16 protein-coding genes and 1 riboswitch are annotated in these 18,070 nt (G+C 68.0%); of the genes, 13 read left to right on the top strand and 3 right to left on the bottom strand.

The window, feature by feature from the left end; all coding sequences use genetic code 11:
- The first annotated feature begins 31 nt into the window (after positions 1-31).
- Both LQF10_RS09465 and LQF10_RS09460 read left to right on the top strand, forming a co-directional pair.
- The gene (locus LQF10_RS09465; protein WP_231067220.1) at positions 32-2,218 is read left to right on the top strand and encodes a primosomal protein N'; all 2,187 of its coding nucleotides are present in this window, start codon (positions 32-34) and stop codon (positions 2,216-2,218) included.
- Between the two features lie 80 nt (positions 2,219-2,298).
- Complete coding sequence (locus LQF10_RS09460) at positions 2,299-2,928, top strand: HAD family hydrolase (RefSeq protein WP_231067219.1); 630 nt, start codon at positions 2,299-2,301, stop codon at positions 2,926-2,928.
- Here LQF10_RS09460 and LQF10_RS09455 read toward each other — a convergent pair.
- Entirely contained in the window at positions 2,873-3,820 is a 948-nt protein-coding gene (locus LQF10_RS09455; RefSeq protein WP_231067218.1) for a helix-turn-helix transcriptional regulator, read from the bottom strand. The two genes, LQF10_RS09460 and LQF10_RS09455, sit on opposite strands and share 56 nt — an antisense overlap.
- A gap of 103 nt (positions 3,821-3,923) precedes the next feature.
- Here LQF10_RS09455 and LQF10_RS09450 point away from each other — a divergent pair, with 103 nt between their 5' ends.
- The 4 genes from LQF10_RS09450 to LQF10_RS09435 all read left to right on the top strand — a co-directional run bounded on the left by LQF10_RS09450 (position 3,924) and on the right by LQF10_RS09435 (position 9,561).
- Entirely contained in the window at positions 3,924-5,450 is a 1,527-nt protein-coding gene (locus LQF10_RS09450; protein WP_231067217.1) for an MFS transporter, read from the top strand.
- 106 nt (positions 5,451-5,556) lie between these two features.
- A complete protein-coding gene (locus LQF10_RS09445) occupies positions 5,557-6,183 on the top strand; it encodes a CG0192-related protein (RefSeq protein ID WP_231067216.1) in 627 nt (208 codons plus the stop codon).
- 392 nt (positions 6,184-6,575) lie between these two features.
- Positions 6,576-8,450: an HNH endonuclease signature motif containing protein gene (locus LQF10_RS09440; RefSeq protein ID WP_231067215.1), complete on the top strand. Its 1,875-nt coding sequence runs from the start codon at positions 6,576-6,578 to the stop codon at positions 8,448-8,450.
- Between the two features lie 196 nt (positions 8,451-8,646).
- Positions 8,647-9,561, top strand: coding sequence for an aminoglycoside phosphotransferase family protein (locus LQF10_RS09435; RefSeq protein ID WP_231067214.1), 915 nt, complete (start codon positions 8,647-8,649; stop codon positions 9,559-9,561).
- Between the two features lie 45 nt (positions 9,562-9,606).
- Here LQF10_RS09435 and LQF10_RS09430 read toward each other — a convergent pair whose 3' ends face one another.
- A complete protein-coding gene (locus tag LQF10_RS09430) occupies positions 9,607-10,515 on the bottom strand; it encodes an AraC family transcriptional regulator (protein ID WP_231067213.1) in 909 nt (302 codons plus the stop codon).
- A gap of 18 nt (positions 10,516-10,533) precedes the next feature.
- A complete protein-coding gene (locus LQF10_RS09425; protein WP_231067212.1) occupies positions 10,534-11,289 on the bottom strand; it encodes a phytanoyl-CoA dioxygenase family protein in 756 nt (251 codons plus the stop codon).
- Positions 11,290-11,459: 170 nt separating this feature from the next.
- On the opposite strand from LQF10_RS09425, the gene fmt reads away from it, so the two are divergent.
- The 7 genes from fmt to hisG all read left to right on the top strand — a co-directional run bounded on the left by fmt (position 11,460) and on the right by hisG (position 18,070).
- Complete coding sequence (gene fmt / locus LQF10_RS09420; RefSeq protein ID WP_231067211.1) at positions 11,460-12,440, top strand: methionyl-tRNA formyltransferase; 981 nt, start codon at positions 11,460-11,462, stop codon at positions 12,438-12,440.
- A complete protein-coding gene (locus tag LQF10_RS09415; protein ID WP_231067210.1) occupies positions 12,437-14,017 on the top strand; it encodes an RsmB/NOP family class I SAM-dependent RNA methyltransferase in 1,581 nt (526 codons plus the stop codon). The genes fmt and LQF10_RS09415 overlap by 4 nt, the downstream gene beginning before the upstream one ends.
- Before the next feature lie 92 nt (positions 14,018-14,109).
- Positions 14,110-14,775, top strand: a complete 666-nt coding sequence (gene rpe / locus LQF10_RS09410) for a ribulose-phosphate 3-epimerase (protein ID WP_231067295.1) — start codon at positions 14,110-14,112, stop codon at positions 14,773-14,775.
- A gap of 72 nt (positions 14,776-14,847) precedes the next feature.
- Positions 14,848-14,975, top strand: a riboswitch (FMN riboswitch).
- A gap of 90 nt (positions 14,976-15,065) precedes the next feature.
- On the top strand, positions 15,066-15,869 hold the full coding sequence (locus tag LQF10_RS09405) for an ABC transporter permease (protein ID WP_231067209.1): 804 nt from the start codon (positions 15,066-15,068) through the stop codon (positions 15,867-15,869).
- Positions 15,863-16,906 (top strand): ABC transporter substrate-binding protein, encoded by a 1,044-nt coding sequence (locus tag LQF10_RS09400; RefSeq protein WP_231067208.1) that lies wholly within the window; start codon positions 15,863-15,865, stop codon positions 16,904-16,906. Before LQF10_RS09405 ends, LQF10_RS09400 begins: the two co-directional genes overlap by 7 nt.
- Positions 16,907-16,917: 11 nt before the next feature.
- A complete protein-coding gene (locus LQF10_RS09395) occupies positions 16,918-17,181 on the top strand; it encodes a phosphoribosyl-ATP diphosphatase (RefSeq protein WP_231067207.1) in 264 nt (87 codons plus the stop codon).
- A gap of 43 nt (positions 17,182-17,224) precedes the next feature.
- A complete protein-coding gene (gene hisG, locus LQF10_RS09390; RefSeq protein WP_231067206.1) occupies positions 17,225-18,070 on the top strand; it encodes an ATP phosphoribosyltransferase in 846 nt (281 codons plus the stop codon).

Raw genomic sequence — 18,070 nt, 5'->3', positions numbered from 1 at the left:
CGGCGAGTCTGCACGATGTCACCTGTTCGTGATGGGATCTGTTGCTGTGAACGTCGAACAGCCGAGCCTGCTTGATCCGGGCAGTATGCCCACGACCGCTCGGCCTGCATTCGGCGCAGTCGCCCAGGTCTACGTGGACGTGCCGCTGCCACACCTTGATCACACCTTCGACTACGGCATCCCGGAATCGATGGATACCGATGTCCACCCGGGGGTGCGGGTGAAAGTGCGCTTCGCGGGCACTGAACGGGACGGGTACGTGGTGGGGCGCACCGCAGCCTCCACCCATCACGGCACCTTGGCACCGCTACGCAAGGTGGTCTCACCGGTGGCGGTGCTCACTCCCGGGATCCTCGAACTGGCCCGGCAGGTGGCGCGCCGGTACGCGGGCACAGTCACCGATGTGCTGCGGCTGGCCATCCCACCACGGCATGCGACCGCGGAGAAGGCCGTGCTCTCGGCTCTGGACTCCGAACGGGACAGCCGGATTCCGTGGTCAGTGGCTGATAGCGGTGCGGTGCTTGACGGTCATCGCTCGGACCCGTTGCCGGATCCACAAGTCGAACCCATCGCGGAGTTGGAGGACGGTGCCCGCATGCCGTGGGCCGGCTACGTCGGCGGCGACGCGTTCCTGCGGCGGTTGGCCATCGGGGACTCCCCGCGGGCGGTGTGGTCTGCTCTGCCATGGGATGCACCGGTGCTATCGCCCGACGGTGCAGGCTCGCCCGATCCTGAGCGTGTGACTGGCGAGCCGGGCCGGTCCGGCGGGATGCACTGGGCGCAGGCCATCACCGCTGCTATCCGGGCGGTCCGGTCCAGCGGACGGGACGCCGTCGTGTGCCTCCCGGATCAGCGTGATGTGGCGTTGCTCGCTCACGCGCTGGACGCCGCTGAGGTCGAACACGTGGTGCTCACCGCGGATCAGGGTGCGTCCGCGCGCTACCGCCGGTACCTGCTGACACTGACGGGGCAGGCGCACGTGGTGGTGGGGACTCGCTCAGCCGCGTTCGCCCCCGTTCGTCACCTGGGCCTGGTGGTGTGCTGGGACGACGGCGACGACTTGCACACCGAGCAGCGGGCGCCGTATCCACACATCCGGGAGGTGCTCACCATGCGAGCCACCGCGGAGAGTGCGGGGGCGTTGATCGGTGGGTTCAATCGGACCCCACACGCGCAGGTGCTCGTTCATGAGGGGTGGGCACGGTCGGTCCACGCGCCGCGCAGCGTGGTCCGAGATCGCACGCCGCGGGTGGTCGCGCCCGGTGATGTGGACCTGGACCGGGAGGGTGCTGCAGGCCGTGCGCGGATCCCGGGGATGGCGGTGCGGACGGTACGAGCGGGCCTCCATGACGGTCCCGTGCTGGTGCAGGTGCCACGGTCGGGGTACTTGCCGGTGGTCGCGTGCCAGACGTGTCGAACACCAGCCCAGTGCCGCGAGTGCCATGGTCCGTTGGCGGTCTCGCGTGCCGATGCCACGCCCACCTGCCGATGGTGTGGCCGCCTGCAGACCCAATGGCAGTGCCGTGTGTGTGAGGGCACGACGGTGCGTGCGGTGCGAGTGGGCTCGGACCGCACGGCTGAGGAGCTCGGGCGCGCGTTCCCTGGGGTGCCGGTGCTGGTCTCCGGTGGTGAGACGGGCGTGACCGACCGAGTGGACGATCGGCCCCGCCTGGTGGTGGCGACACCGGGCGCCGAGCCAGTGGCGGACGGTGGCTACCGTGCGGGGTTGTTGCTGGACGCGGCGGTACTGACCGGGCGTCCCGAACTCGGTGCGTCAGTGGAGGCGCTGCGGCGGTGGATGCGGGCGGCCGCACTCGTGCGATGTTCCGGTGAGGTGATGGTGCTCGGCCACGGCGGTCCGGTTCCGGTGCAGGCCCTGGTGCGATGGGATCCGGTGGGGCATGCGGAGCGGGAACTCGATGAGCGGGCCGAACTCGACTTCCCGCCGGTGGCGCAGTTGGCTGCGGCAACAGGTGACCCGGCGGCGATTCGACGTTTCGAATCGATGCTCACCCTTCCCGACGGCGCGGTCACCTTGGGGCCGGTGCCGGTGGACGAGGTCGGTCCCGACGGTGGTGAGTGGGTGCGGCTGCTGGTGCGTGCGCCGCGGGCGCAGGCGGACGTGCTCGGGCGTTCCCTCGCGCAGGCGGCGGCCGTGCGCAGTGCGCGCAAGGATCCCGGCACTGTGCGGGTGCGTGTTGATCCGGACCGGCTCTGATTGTGCGGACGCGTGATCGAGAGAGGCTGGCGCAGTGGTGAGCCACGTGGCAGCGCAGTGGTGAGCGAGAGGAGGCGAGCGTGACGGTACATCCTGATCGAGAAGGCTCGGTGGAGACGGTGGTCTTCGATCTGGGGCAGGTGATCGTGGGCTGGGATCCGCGGCGGGTGTGGATCGATGAACTGGGGGAGCAGGGCACGCAGGACCTGCTGGACGAACTGGACTTCTTCGTGCTGAACCGCCGACTCGATGCGGGGGAGCGGTGGGCAGACATCAGGCCCGAGGTCGCCGCGAGGGTCGGTGATCGCGTGCGCCAGATGGACAGTTACGTCGACCGCTTCGACGCGGCCTTGACAGGCCCGATCCCGGGGATGGCCGAACTCGTCCAGGATCTGCTGACGGCCGGAGTTCGGGTCCTTGGCCTGACGAACTGGTCGGCCGAGACGTTCCACCACGGTGTGGCTGCCGCACCCGCGATCGGGCAGATGGAGGACGTGCTGGTTTCGGGCGAGGTGGGTCTGGTGAAGCCGGATCCAGCGATCTACCAGCTCCTGATCGAGAGGTTTGGTCTGACTCCGGGGCAGACGGCATTCACTGACGACAGCCCGGCGAACGTGACGGCAGCCCGGGCGGCTGGAATACGCGCGGAGGTCTTCAGTTCGGCGGAGCAGTGGCGCATGGCACTGCGTGGCTGGGGCGTGGCGGTGTAGGGCGACGGCCAGCAACGAAGGTTGCGGATTCCTGGACGTTGCGGTCCTGGTCGCCGGGCAAGCGTCGGCCAAGGAGATGGAGTGCATCCGCCGTGGCCGCATCGTTCGGGGTGTAGATCTCCAGGCGGTGGTCGGGGCTGTCCGGCTGCAACCAGACCTGGTAGGCGATGCTCACGGCACCGACGGTCGGGTGGTGGAGGTACATGTCCCCAGTGGTGCAGTCGGCAACATCGCCGGTTGCCCACAACCTCGCAAACCGGTCGCTACGCATAGTGAGTTCACCGATGAGGTTTGCCAGCCGTGCGTCGGTGGGGAATCGCCCGGCAGTGAGGCGCAGATAGGCGACGTGGATTCGAGCGAGTTCGTCCCAGTTGCGGTGCAGATCACCGGTGAGTGCGTCGAGGAAGAACATCCGTGGGATCGAAGGACGGCGATCCGGGTCCCCAGGCGCATCAAAGTTCACGTGCTCGGCGAACAGTGCATGTCCGGTGCGGTTCCAGGCGAGTACGTCACCGCGTCTGCCCAGTACCACGGCCGGAGTTGACTCGGCCAGTGAATCCAGCAGCGCGAGGACGCGCGGGTGCGGCTGCTCCGCAGGTGGTTCGGCGAGGGCAAGGCGCGCCGGCTGGCGGGAGAGGTTGTGCAGGTGGGCGATCTCCACCGCGTCCAGAGCGAGCACTCGTGCGAGGGCGTCGAGGACTTGCCTGGAGGCTGTCTCCGCTTGGCCCTGCTCCAACCGCGTGTAGTAGCCGGCGCTGACCCCGGCCAAGTGGGCCACCTCTTCACGCCGGAGGCCAGGAACTCGTCGTGCGGACCCATAGGTGCGTAGCCCGATCGAGTCCGGGGTGACCCGATCGCGTCGGCTTTTCAAGAAGGTTCCCAAGGACTCCACACGATGGAGCCTAGGCGTACATGCCCGCGCCTGCCTGCATCTGCTGGGTATACCCACACCAGGTGTCTGGTTCGCGCCGGTTCTGGACTGGAGCGTTGCCGGTATGACAGCACACGCCTCACCCAGCTCACACACCCGATCCTGGCTCGGTCTGCTCGTGGTTCTCGGGCCGGTGCTCCTGGTCTCCATGGACGGGTCCGTGTTGTTCCTCGCGATGCCCCGGGTCAGCCAGGCCCTCAATCCCGATGCCGATCAAGCGCTGTGGATCCTGGACATCTACGGATTCGCCGTGGGCTCGCTGCTCATCGCCTTCGGGAGTATCGGCGACCGTTACGGGCGGCTCCGATTGCTCATGATCGGCGCGACCGTGTTCGGCATCGGCTCGGCCGCTGCCGCATTCGCCACCACACCGGAGCTGCTGATCGCTGCGCGCGCGCTGATGGGGATCGCCGGTGCCACGTTGCTCCCCTCCGCCCTGGCGGTACTCAGTGAGTTGTTCACCGATCCGAAGCGTCGAGCTCAGGCCATTGGCATCTTCGCGGCAGCGTTCGCCGCTGGTTTCGCGATCGGCCCTGTCATCGGTGGCGCCCTGCTGGAACGGTTCTGGTGGGGGTCTGTGTTCTTAATCAATGTCCCGGTCCTCGTCCTGTTCGTCTGCTTAGCACCGGTGTTGCTCGGCGAGGTGCGCGGCACTCGTCCAGGACGAGTGGACGCCATGAGCGTGGTGACCTCCGCCGTCGGTCTGCTTGTGGCGATCTATGGCCTCAAACATGCTGCGGCCGATGGGATCTCCATCATCGCCGCGGGTGCTGTGATCGCGGGCGTCGCCCTGCTGACATGGTTCGCGATCCGGCAACGGCGATTGGAACGTCCGCTCGTCGACTTCTCGCTGTTCCGCGACCGCGTCTTCACTGTCGCGGTGATCACCGGCCTGCTCCCGCTTGCCGCGTGGTCGGCGGCCGCCTACCTATCCGGGATCTACCTGCAATCGGTCCTCAACATCCCGATCCTGAATGCGGCCCTCATCACGCTACCGGGAGCTGTGGTGCTCACGATCACCTGCATCATCACACCGCTCGTCGTGGATCGCGTGGGGAAGCGGACAGCGCTCCTTGTGTGCCACACCTCCATCGCCGTCGGCCTCCTAGCGCTGTTGCTCACCACTGTCACGGGTGGAGTCGGGTGGTTCGTCGCATCCACGATGATTGCCGGCGTCGGCTATGGGATCTCCTTCGCGGTGGTCGCTGACACCGCCGTCGGCGCGGTCCCCCCTGAGCGAGCGGGTTCAGCAGGTGCGATTGCTGAGACCAGCAACGAGATCGGCAATGCGCTGGGGATAGCGGTGCTCGGGTCGGTGGCGGCGTTGGTGTTCCGCCTCGAAGGACCCGAGTTGGCGCCTACGCTGGATGAGACGCTTCAACTCCCTGGCCTTGCGACCACCTCGATCGCTGCGGCCAAGACGGCCTTCCTCACCGGCATGCACGTCGCCGTCGCTGCGGCCAGCGCATTGCATCTCATCCTCGGGTTTGTTGCCCTGCGCTGGCTGCCTCGGTCGGTGCACAAGGCTGGCCCTCCTGAGACAGGGGTGGTCGACCCGGCCGGCTCGGCCAGGTCGGCGAGGATGCGATGAGTGGCGCCGCGCCGCGGATCATCCTGCGATCATCCGGCCTGCTGTCGCGAGATCGGTGTTGCTCCGACGCCAGGAGGCTGAAGCCGCTCCGGCATAGCATGTGTCCATGGCACTCCTGCACAGGGCACACCTGCACCCGACGAAGCTGGAACTGGTAGCGCGCTGGGTTCCGCAGCAGGCGTGGGCATCCGGGGATGAACCGGTCGAGGTGGTGGCGACATTTCGCTTCGACGATCCAGACGGTCAGGTCGGCATCGAGACACTGCTCACCCGTACGAAGAACGGGGACCTCGTCCAGGTACCGCTGACATACCGCGATGCTGCGTTGCCCGGTGCCGAGGACTCGCTGATCGGGACGATGGAGCACTCCGTGCTCGGTACCCGCTGGGTGTACGACGCCCCTGGTGATCCTGTGTACGTTGCAGTGCTCCATTCAGTGATGCTCACCGCAGGCAGTGGTGCGGAGCTCTTCGACGAGGCGGGCCAGCGGATCGTCCGGTCCACTCAGGCCGAAGTGCATGGGACGGGAGAGTTGCGGTCTGAGCCCGTCGCTCCTGATCGCTACAACCCGGACCAGCGGCCTGCCGAGACGATTTCCACCACTGCCGCCGACGGTGCGCTCGTGACGTACCGGCGTCCGCTTGTGGCGTCGGCGTCGGACGGTGTTCGAGCAGCTTTGCGCGGCCAATGGGAGGGGCAGCAGGAGGCGGTCACCCTCGCCGTGCTGCGCTAGTTCCCAATGCGTGAACGCTCACCGGAGACAGCACGATGAGTCTGCGGCTCAGCCTCGATGGCGTCGACGGGACTTTGCGGTGCCAGCTGCGCACGTGAGCGTCTTGGAAACGGGCGCGTCTGGCGCTCGGCACGAGCGCAGTCCCAGTCCCACTCCCAGCGGCGCACTCAAGGGCGTCACCCCCTGGCTGTTGGTGACCGTCCGGCTGAGCCGCTGGTACACAAACCGTGAATTCACGGTGCTGTCGCCACCATAGCGTGCAAGGAAACAGGAAGAGTCGGTCTGCGGGGAGAAGTGAGATTCGGCGCGCCAAGAGAAGGGCGCGTATAACCATGTGGCCCCCTGACCTGGGCAAACGGGGCAATGTCGGTGGTCGCTGGGATGATCTGGGTATGACTTCGACAGCCAGCGGTTCGGTGTTCTCGGCTTCGGCCGGGAGTGCGGTGTTGGCTGCTGTGCGGCAGAACCGGATGGCGGCTCGGGCGGTGGATGTCGAGTGTGCTGAGTTGGTCGTGGAGTGGGTGCGTGAGCACGCCATTGATGCTGATGGCTTCGACGGTGGAGCTGGCGCGACAGGGGTGTTCGATCCGGAGGAGGAGCCGGGGCTTCCGGAGGCTGGTTTGCCGGGCACGGCGGTGCCGATGCGGCTGGCCGGTCCGGGGGTGCCGTTGGTCTCGGATCTGGGGTTCACCCGGTTAGCGGCCGCGCTCGGGCAATCCAACGAAGCCGCGTTGTACTACGTCGGCTCGATTGTGGAGTTGGCGTACCGGTTGCCGGTGTTGTGGGGCCGGGTGCGGGCCGGGCAGATCAGCATCCACCGCGCCCGGGCAGTGGCCCGGTTGACGAAGAAGCTCCCCTTCGCCGGTGCTGGGTGGGTGGATGCTCAGGTGGCCTGGACCATCGGGACCTGCTCGATCTCTCAGATTGAACGCACCGTGAGCGCTGCGATGGAGTCTTTCGACCCCGCACAGGCAGAAGCCGATCGCCTGGCAGCGTTGGAGGGGCGCCGGTTCGATGTCCGCCTTGACGAGGTCGCCACCTCGGGTGTGGCGGGCTCGGGGGCGATCGTGCAGGTTGACGGGGCCTTGGAGGTTGCTGATGCTCTCGATCTGGACGCCGCCGTGCGTGGTCGTGCCCGGGCTCTCGCAACACTCTTGCCCGGCACGAGTGAGGACGTGCGCCGCTCCATCGCTGTGGGTGACCTCGCGAGAGGGCAAAGCACCCTCCCCCTGGCAGAGACCGACACCAACACTGACACCGGTGCCGACGCCGAGACCGACACCGGTGCTGGGGCAGGTACTGGCGCTGGGACCAAAACCCTCACCCCCGACGTAGCCGGCACAGACTCAGGTGCAGGCCACGGTGCGATTGGTCGCACGGTGATGCTCTACCTCCACCTGCCCGCAGACGCTCTCAACCCCGGCAATGGTGAGAGGCGAGATTACGCCGCGGGCAGTGTGTTCGGTGCCGGGACCATCGGGCGGTGTGAGAACACCAAGTCCCCGGTCACCACCGAGCAGGTCCGCTCCTGGTGCCAGGCGGCGGGGCGGGTGATCGTGCGACCAGTGATCGATCTGAACGCCCACTACAGCGCCAGCACCTATGAAGCCAACCCACGACTGCGTGAGCAGATCCTGTTGCGTGATGGGCACTGCCGCTTCCCGTACTGCCAGCGCACCGCCCGCGCAGCTGATAAGGACCACACCATCCCCTATGACCAGGGTGGGCCCACCAGTACCGCCAACCTGACCGCGCTGTGCCGCCGTCACCATCGAGCGAAAACCCATGCGGGCTGGTCCTACCTGATGATCACCCCCGGCACCTACCTCTGGACAGACCCCGACGGGGTTCAGTACTTGGTCACCACCACCGGCACCTACCTGATCCCCGGACCAGGCCGCGCGAAGGACTCCTCTGAGGGAAAGACAGATCGACCGCCCGGCCAGCGCCCGGGCAGCCCATTCGGCGCGCTCGACCCGCACGTGGCCAGAGTGCGCGAACGCGCCATCACCGCCATGAAGAAGACAGCAGCAGCCACACCACCACCGCCACGATTCCGCACCGACCCACACCCGGACCGAGATACCCGTTCGCCCCGCACCGGTACTACACCGCCACACGAGCACCACCCAGCCCCCGATGCCCACTCACCCGCGAGCACCGGTCCAGCCACGAGCTCCCACTGGTCCACGAGCACCGATCCAGCTGCGAGCCCTCGCTCCCCCGCGAGCACCCACGCACCGCGTGGCGCCGACCCACCCTTCTGAACGCCCCGCCCCGCACCCCGCCGACACCCACTAGTCGACGGGGCCGCTGGTATGTCGAGAATGGATTCCAGGCACGAGGCGGCGTTGCCGGTGTATGACCGCGTACCGAATCGATGGCTGAGGACCTGCAGGATCGAGCGAGCGACTCACCCAGGGAGTGCACACGGACGGGCTGACCGAACTAGCGTTGCTCCAGATGGCACACACCGAGATCGAGATCACTGCTGAGCTCGTCCACGATCTGCTGCGCGAACAGCATCCCGATCTAGCCGATCGCCCTGTGACGCTCGGTGCGCGTGGCTGGGACAACCAACTGTGGCGCCTCGGCGACGACCTCGCCGTCCGATTGCCGTGGGCGACGCAGTCGGCAGATGCGCTTCTGCGCAAGGAGCACACCTGGCTGCCCACTCTCGCGCCGCACCTTCCACTGCCGGTGCCCATCCCGCAGCGGCTCGGTCAACCCTCCGAGCAATTTCCGCGACCGTGGATCGTGACCACCTGGGTCCCGGGTGAGCCCGCGGACCATTCACCCGTCACGCGCGGTGCAGAGGCGGCTGAGACCTTGGCCACTTTTCTGCACGCACTACACAGACCAGCGCCCACCGATGCCCCTGCCGGTCGCGATCGCGGAGGCCCTCTGGCCGCAAGCACCGAGCAGGTCCTGGCAGGCATCGCGGCGGCCACGGAACTGGGGCTCGTCCCAGATCCCGACGCTGTCCGCGCAATCTGGCACGACGCCGCAGCAGCGCCTGAGTGGGAAGGAGCGCCGGTGTGGCTCCACGGCGACCTGCATCCGGCCAACGTGCTGACCGCGGACGGCACCATCTGCGGTGTGATCGACTTCGGTGACCTGTGCGCCGGTGATCCTGCCTACGACCTCGCCGCGGCCTGGATCCTGCTGCCCGACGGCGCAGCCGAGCGCTTCAATCACACCTACCGACCGACCCCGGATGCGGCAACCCTGCGCCGTGCCCGCGGCTGCGCAGTCGCCCGCGCCATCGCTTGCCTGATGATCGCAGACGCCGGCGTCCACGGCCGCCCCGGCGGCAAGGCCACCTGGGGACCACCCGCACAAGCCTGCCTTCAACGCCTCATCGCAACAGCCCACTGACCAAGCCCCGCACCGATGCAAGCCGGGCCGAACGGGTATCGGCGCCTACAGGTGCCGGGTGCCCCCCAGCCGCCGGAACTCACTGGGCGTCTGGCCGAAGTGTCGGCGGAAAGCGGTACTGAACGGCCGCACCTCGGAGTAGCCGCACTGGCGTGCGACCGCCGTCACCGTGAGCTCGGACTCCAGCAGCAAATTCCCCGCCCGCTCCATCCTGCGACGGCGCAACCCGGCGATCAGTGACTCACCGGTCGCCCCCGTGAATAGCCGCTCAGTGTGCCGCTCGGACAGGTGCACCACATTCGCGATGTCCCGCACCGAAATCGGGCGGTCGAGATTGTCGTAGAGGTACCGCTCGATCAGTGCGACCAGCACCGGTCCTCGGTCCAACGGTTCGCCCGGGTCGCGATCGCTCTCGCAGGCATAGGCACGTGCCGTGGCCACGGCCAAAGCCGTGGCCAGCGAGGTCGCCGTCGCGCGATGGCCCGACTGCGGTGTTTCGCCTTCGGCCGCAAGTGCTGTAAGCACCCCGGGCAGCGCACCCAGGCGCCGCGAGATCACCGGAGCCTCCCGATCGAGCAAGCCACGCCACCACCCTGCGCGCGACGGCTCTGCCCCGGACCCGGCCTCCAGCGTGAACCCCCAGAACACGATCCCGAGCGGCATAGCCAGGTCGGAGACAATCTCGTGCACGTCCCCCGGGCGGGCCAGGAACAGGTCACCCGTTCGTACCGCGTGGTCCACGCCGTCCACGGTGAACGTCCCCGCCCCGGAGTAGGCCAGGCACACCTCGTAGTAGGAGTGGGTGTGCAGGTAGTTTCGCCAGTACTCCGGCGAGTAGTGGCCCCATTCGACGAAGTCGAGTTCGAATCCATCGGCCACGCCCCGGTCGAGCAGCCCGCGCAAGCGCTCGATGCCGCCCGACCGGGCGAGGTGGCTGAGTTCCACAGGTGTCACGGACTCCTCGTCGCTCGGTCAGTCCTGGCGCATCGTCGGATCAGACCCGGCGAGCATCATGCCCTGGCCGAGGGAGTGGGTGTGCGCGTGGTCGATCACCCGGTCTGCTGGGTCGCGGTACTGCACCAACCAGGTGGTGCGGGCCTCGTCACTGACGTTCACACCTGAGCTGTGCACGGTCAGATAGGTGAAGAACAGCACGTCGCCCGCCTCAGCTGGCTGCGCGATGGTGTCTTCGAAGGGGATCTGCGGCAGGTGGAAGCTTCCCTCCGGGTCATGCTCGAGGGGACCTGCGCGGTGGCTGCCGGGGATCACCCGCACGCACCCCTTCTCCTCCGGAGCGTCATCGAAGTGGAAGATCGCCGCACCCACGGTGTGCCGCTCATGCGGGAAGAACGGGTGGTCCTGGTGCGGGGGGAAAGGTGAGCCGTTCTCCGGCGGCTTCACGAACAGCTTCGTGTGGTGCAACTGCACATTCGGTCCGCCCATCACGGCCGCTGCCACCCGCGTGAACCGCGCGTCCACGAGCAACCTGGCGAACGCGGCATCGTAGAACTGTGTGTCGTGCAGATGCTGCAAGCTGGTCTGCTTGCCCATCGCCACCTCAGTAGCTGAGCCCCAGGTCGGGTTCTCCGCCTGGTTCGCCACCAGGCGATGGCTGATCTCCCGGTACTCCGCTGCCTCCTGCTTGCTGATCAGCCCTTTCACGAGCACGAAGCCCTGCTCGCGATAGTCGGTCGCGAGCTGGTCCAGATCGGTGTCGAGAGCAGTCATCGGTAGGTCCTCTTCCTTCGGTCGCGTCAGTTGATCGGACCTGTCAATCGTTGATCTCCAGCCGTCCTGGCACCAGGCTCCACCCGGACGACGATGTTCGCACAACGGACATGGCGTTGCGTACTGGAGGCCGGCAGGGCCGCTACTGCCGCGCATCTAGACTGGCTCGCATGCGTGTTGTGTTCGCGGGGACGCCCGCCGTGGCCGTCCCATCCCTCCTCGCGCTGCTCGCCTCCGATCATGAGGTCGTCGGCGTGCTCACCCGGCCACCGGCTCCCGTCGGCCGGAAGCGCGTTCTCACGCCCAGTCCCGTGCACACAGCCGCCGACGACGCAGGAATCCCGGTCCTCACCTCGGACCGGCCGCACGAGGGCGTGACTCTCGCGGGGCTTCGCGAGCTGGCGCCAGAGGTGTGCGCCGTCGTGGCCTACGGTGCGCTGCTGCGTGAGCCGGCTCTCTCACTCCCCGAACACGGCTGGATCAACCTGCACTTCTCGCTGCTGCCGGCCTGGCGCGGTGCCGCTCCCGTTCAGCACGCGATCATCGCCGGCGACGAGATCACCGGAGCCAGCACGTTCCAGATCGAGACGGGCCTGGACACCGGCCCGGTCTTGGGCACCATGACGGAGGCGATCCGGCCCACAGACACCAGCGGTGACCTCCTCGAGCGCCTCGCCACCTCCGGTTCTGCACTCCTGACCGCGTCTCTGGACGCGATTGCCGACGGCAGCGCTAGCCCTCAGGCACAACCAGACGAGGGGGTCAGCCTCGCACCGCGTCTGACGACGGCCGATGGACAGATCGACTGGAGGCACCCAGCTGCAGCCATTGACCGGCGCATCCGCGGGTGCACCCCGGCACCGGGTGCGTGGACCACGCGGGACGGCGCCAGGGTGAAGATCGGCCCGATTCGTCTCGCTGACACCAGCGCAGCAGGCACGAGCAGCACTGCCAGTGCCGCAGAATCAGCACTGGCACCGGGCCACCTGTCCATCAGCGACGACGGGGTCATGGTCGGCACGGGAACGGCGCCAGTTCTACTCGGACAGATCGCCCCACCCGGGAAGAGCTGGATGGCAGCGACCGACTGGGCCCGCGGCGCGCGCCTGGACTCTGCTGCCACCTTCGACGTGGAGGGGCCGAACACATGAGTCAGGGCAAAAGCTCCGCCGGGGAAGGTTCCGGCCCTGGAGAGCGACGATCGTCCGGCGGTCGTGGCCATGGCCGACCCAACAGCGGCCGCCGTGGCTCTAGCCCGAACAGGCCCGACGGCGACCGTGACCGCTCACCTCGCCAGCGCACCGCACAGCGCCCTGCCGAACGCGCCCGGGACGCCGATCCCGCCCGTCGTGCGGCGTTCGACACGCTGCGCACCGTGGCCGACTCGGATGCCTACGCCAACCTGACGTTGCCGCCGATGCTCCGCCAGCGTGGTGTCCGTGGCCGGGACGCCGCATTCGCCACCGAGCTCGCCTACGGCACCCTGCGCTATCGCGACCGATACGACGCTGTGATCGCGACTGTCTCCTCCCGTCCGCTCGCGCAGCTCGATCCGCCGGTCCTGGACGTGCTCCGGCTCGGGGCACATCAGGTGCTTGCGATGCGCGTGCCGGATCACGCAGCCGTCTCCGCCACGGTCGGTCTCGCCCGTTCCACTGTCGGAGCCGGCGCCGCCCAGTTCGTGAATGCGATCCTGCGCCAAGTCACCCAGCGCCCGCTCGAGGAGTGGCTCGAGATCATCGGCAGCGAGATCACGGATGAGACCGAGCGACTCGCGCTCACCTCCTCTCACCCCGCCTGGATCGTGCGAGCACTGCGCCATGCGCTGACCGAGACATCCCAGGGCGCCGAGGACCTTCCGGCACTCCTCGAGGCGGACAACACCGCGCCCGCCGTCACCGTGGTGCTCCGCCCCGGGCTGTCCACCGATGAGGATGTCCCGGATGCGGCACCTGGCCAATGGACGCGCACTGCACGCCTCCTGGCCCACGGCGATCCCGCCGCGCTCGATGCAGTCCGCAACTCCCGCGCCGGGGTACAAGACGAAGGCAGCCAACTCGTCACCCTCGCAGCCGCCGCTGCACCCCTGGACGGCTCGGACTCCAGCTGGCTCGACCTGTGCGCCGGACCGGGCGGCAAGGCGGCCCTGTTCGGCGCCCTGCTCGCCGAACGGGCTCCCGGAGGCCGCCTGCTGGCGAACGAGATCTCCGCGCACCGCGCGCGTCTGGTCGAGCAATCAACGGCAGCACTGCGCGAGGTGCTCCCCGGACTCGAGGTCCGCACCGGTGACGGACGCGAGGTCGGACCCGAACACGCCGGCCGCGCCGGACCCGCTGGCGGCTTCGATCGGGTCCTCGTCGACGTCCCGTGTACCGGTCTGGGGGCGCTGCGCCGCCGCCCCGAGGCCCGCTGGCGCCGCACCCCCACGGATCTGGCCACCCTGGGCCCGCTGCAGCGGGAGCTGCTCACCGCGGCCCTGGCGGCGACCCGGCCCGGGGGAGTGGTGGCCTACGTGACCTGCTCGCCACACGTGGCCGAGACCCGGATGGTGGTCGAGGACGTGCTTAAGCGCACCGAACATGCGCAGGTGCTGGACGCCGTCGAGGTGGCTTCTCAGGTGAGCCCGACGCCACTGACTGGCCAGTATCACCAGGACGGCCCATACCTGCAGCTGTGGCCGCACCGGCACGGTACCGACGCGATGTTCCTCGCCCTGATCCGGCGCTGACGCCCCGCCCGCCGATCTGCCCGCACCGCGAGAAAGCTAGGCTGGCGCCCATGACGACAGAGCCAGCCCCTGCCACACCGGACGATCCGGCCGTGCCGATCCTGATCTCCCCGAGCGTGCTGAACGCAGACCTGGCCAACCTGACCGACGAGATCGGGCGGATCGGCGCCGCTGACTTCGTGCACCTGGACGTCATGGATAACCACTTCGTTCCGAACATCACCTTCGGGCTGCCCGTGGTCGAACGCGTGCTCGCTACCACCTCGGTACCTGCCGACGTCCACCTGATGATCGAGGCACCCGACGTGTGGGCGCCCGGCTACGCCGAGGCCGGAGCAGCATCGGTGACGTTCCACGCCGAAGCCTCGAACGCGCCCGTGCGCCTCGCTCGCGAGCTTCGCGCCAAGGGCGCACGAGCAGGACTCGCACTTCGTCCCGCCACGCCGATCGAGGGATACCTCGACCTTCTCGACGAGTTCGACATGGTGCTCGTGATGACCGTCGAGCCAGGCTTCGGCGGCCAGTCGTTCATCACAGGCACACTGCCGAAGATCCGCCGCACCCGCAGCGCAATCACCGCCCGCGGCGGGGACATCTGGGTGCAGGTGGACGGCGGGATCTCCCGGGACACCATCGGCACCGCCGCCGCCGCCGGGGCGAACATGTTCGTGGCGGGTTCGGCCGTGTACTCGGCCGAGGATCCGAACGCCGAGATCACCGCTCTGCGTGCCGCCGCCACCAGCGCGTACACCAGCTGATGTGCGCCGGTGGCCGCGCAGCGGTGCTCGTCACCGGGCACGGACGCATATGACAGAATGGCGCCAGAGTCCAACGTGCTCCGGGGTCGGTGAAAGTCCGAACCGGCGGTGACAGTCCGCGACCCGGCCGCTTCGGCGGCCGGTTGACCTGGTGAAACTCCAGGACCGACGGTGAAAGTCCGGATGGGAGGAAGCACGCGGGGTCACCGCAATCGGTGACGCCGAGGATCGACGTGGCGCGGTGCCCGTCGGTCCGACCCCGGGAGTACCTGGGGAGAGGATCGCAGCCGATGTCCAGGCTCCGCCGCAGCCCGTCTGCGATGCGTGCGCGCACCCCGCGCGCGGCCGATGCCGCAGACCTGGTCGGCACATCGGTGGTTGCTCCGGTGGTTCTGGGCGCCGCAGGTCTCCTCCTCTGGGAACTCATCGCCGGCGTCACGAGCTCCCGCGTGCTGCCCGCGCCCACTGCCTTGCTGCAGCGACTGATCGCCGAGTTTCGCGACGGCGACATCCTCACCTACGCCGGCACCACGCTGACCGAGAGCCTGCTCGGCTGTCTGATCGCCCTGGTGGTGGCCCTGCCGCTCGGCTACCTGATCGCCCGCTCACGAGCCGCGTCTGCCGCGCTCGGTCCCTATCTCGCCGCCACCCAGGCCATCCCAGCCGTTGCGCTCGCTCCCTTGATCGTGCTCTGGTTCGGGTACGGTTTGCTCCCGGTCGCGCTCTTGTGCGCGCTCCTGGTGTTCTTCCCGATCGTCGTGAACACGGCCCTGGGCCTGGCCGGATTGGATGAGGACATTCTCGGCGCCGCCCAACTCGACGGCGCCGGACGATGGCGAATGCTGCTGCACATCGAGGCCCCCTTGGCGATGCCCTCGGTGCTCGCCGGTGTACGCAACGGCTTCGTGCTCTCCATTACCGGCGCCGTCGTGGGGGAGTTCGTGATGGGCGGACAGGGCCTGGGGCTGCTGCTTTCCATCTACCGTGACCGGTCCGACACCACCGGCATGTTCGCCACCCTGATCGTCCTGGCCGCCTGCGCGGTCGGGTTCTACCTGCTCGTACGAGCCCTGGAGAGAAGAGTCCGATGGTGACCTCCCCGCATCACCCACGACGGCGCACGCTGCTCGCCGCAGCCTGCGTCACCTTTGCCACTGCCCTCGCCGGGTGCACCGCCCCGGCCACTGAGGAGCCGGAAACGTCCGACGGCGGTGCATCCGCCGGTCAGGCACCCTCGCTCACCATCGGGCTCACCTACGTACCGAACGTGCAGTTCGCGCCGTTCTATCGCGCTGAGCAGGAAGGGTACTTCGATGAGGCCGGTGTGGATGTGACGTTGCGTCACCACGGGGAGTCCGAAGACCTGTTCGGAGCGCTGACTGATGGCACCGAACAGGTGGTCGTCGCCGGCGGGGACGAGATGATGCAGGCGCGCGACCAGGGCGTCCCCGTGGTCAGTATCGCCACCCTGTACACCTCGTACCCGGTTGCGCTGATTGTTCCCACGGATTCCGAGATCGAATCGCCGGCCGATCTGGCTGGGCGTACCGTCGGCGTCCCCGGGCCGTTCGGAGAGACGTATTTCGGCCTGCTCGCCATGCTGGCGCAGGCGGACCTGACCGAAGCGGACGTCACGATCGAGCACATCGGCTTCACGCAACAGTCGGCCCTCAGTGAAGGTCACGTGGACGCCGTGATGGGCTATCAGAACAACGACATCCCCCAATTCGCCGCCACCGGCCTGGATGTGCGCGCAGTCCCGATCGGGGACGTGCCATTGGTCGGGATCGGCCTGGGCACCACCGAGGACCTGACCACCACCGAGACAGAGGCACTACGCGGTGTCGTCAGCGCTGTGGAACGTGCCGTGGCCGATATCGTGGCCGACCCCTCACTCGGTGTGCACGCTGCGATCGAGGAGATCCCCGGCACCGTGGACGCTGAGCAGGAGGCGATCATGCGCGCCACGATGGAGGCGACCGTTCCGCTGTACGGGGAGCCGGGGCCGGGCTGGGGCTCCCACACCGGACCATGGCGGGAGATGTCGGCCTTCCTCGCCGAGGCGGGACTGACCGAGACGACCGTCCCAGCAGATGAGGCGTATAACGATGCCTTCACCGATGACGAGTAGGCTCTTGCCACGTGAAGACCTTCGACGACCTCTTCGCTGAACTTCAGCACAAGGCACAGACCCGCCCGGCCGGCTCGGGCACCGTGGCCGAGCTGGACGCCGGTGTGCATACGATCGGCAAGAAGATCGTCGAAGAGGCCGCCGAGGTGTGGATGGCTGCGGAGTATCAAAGCGATGCCGAGGCCGCCGAGGAGATCTCCCAACTGCTCTATCACCTGCAGGTGATGATGATCGCCCGCGGACTTACTCTCGAGGACGTCTACACGCACCTGTGAGGTGCCTCTTCCCCCACCCCACATCACGACCCGAAGGACCCCCGTGCTCCGTATTGCTGTGCCCAACAAGGGTTCCCTTTCCGAGCCTGCGAGCCAGATGCTGCGCGAAGCGGGTTACCGGCAGCGCCGCGACGGCCGCGAGCTGGTGCTGCCGGACCCCGAGAATGGCGTCGAGTTCTTCTTCCTGCGCCCTCGTGACATCGCCGTGTATGTCGGAGAAGGTGTGGTCGACGCCGGCATCACCGGTCGCGATCTGCTGCTCGACTCCGGAGTGGACGCCATCGAGCATCGCGCGCTCGACTTCGCTGCGTCCACCTTCCGGTTCGCTGGCCCGCCGGAGAGCGTGACGTCCCTGGCCGACATCGACGGTAAGCGGGTGGCCACCAGCTATGCCCACCTCGTCGGCAATTACCTCGCCGAACGGGGAATCGAGGCGCACGTGGTGCGTCTCGACGGGGCGATCGAGTCGACGGTGCGGCTCGGGGTCTCCGATCTGGTGGCCGACGTGGTGGAGACCGGCGGCACACTCCGCGCAGCCGGGTTGCACGTATTCGGTGAGCCGATCCTGCAGTCCGAGGCCGTGTTGATCCGACCCAGCAATGCCGAGGTGAAGCCCGGGTTGGAGACCCTGGATCGCCGCCTGAACGGCGTACTGGTCGCGCGCAAGTACGTGCTGATGGATTACGACTGCCCGGTGGAGCACGTGGACGCCTGCGTCGCCGTCACCCCGGGGCTGGAGTCACCGACAGTCTCGCCGCTGCACGACACGGGGTGGAAGGCCGTGCGCGCCATGGTGCCGCGTAGCCAAACCAATCCGATCATGGATCAGCTGTACGAGCTCGGTGCCCGCGCGATCATCGTGACCGGGATACACGCGAGCCGGCTCTGA

Source organism: Ruania halotolerans (assembly GCF_021049285.1).
Taxonomy (GTDB): domain Bacteria; phylum Actinomycetota; class Actinomycetes; order Actinomycetales; family Beutenbergiaceae; genus Ruania; species Ruania halotolerans.
Note: the sequence above shows the minus strand (reverse complement) of the source record. Positions and strands in the feature narration are given on the sequence as shown.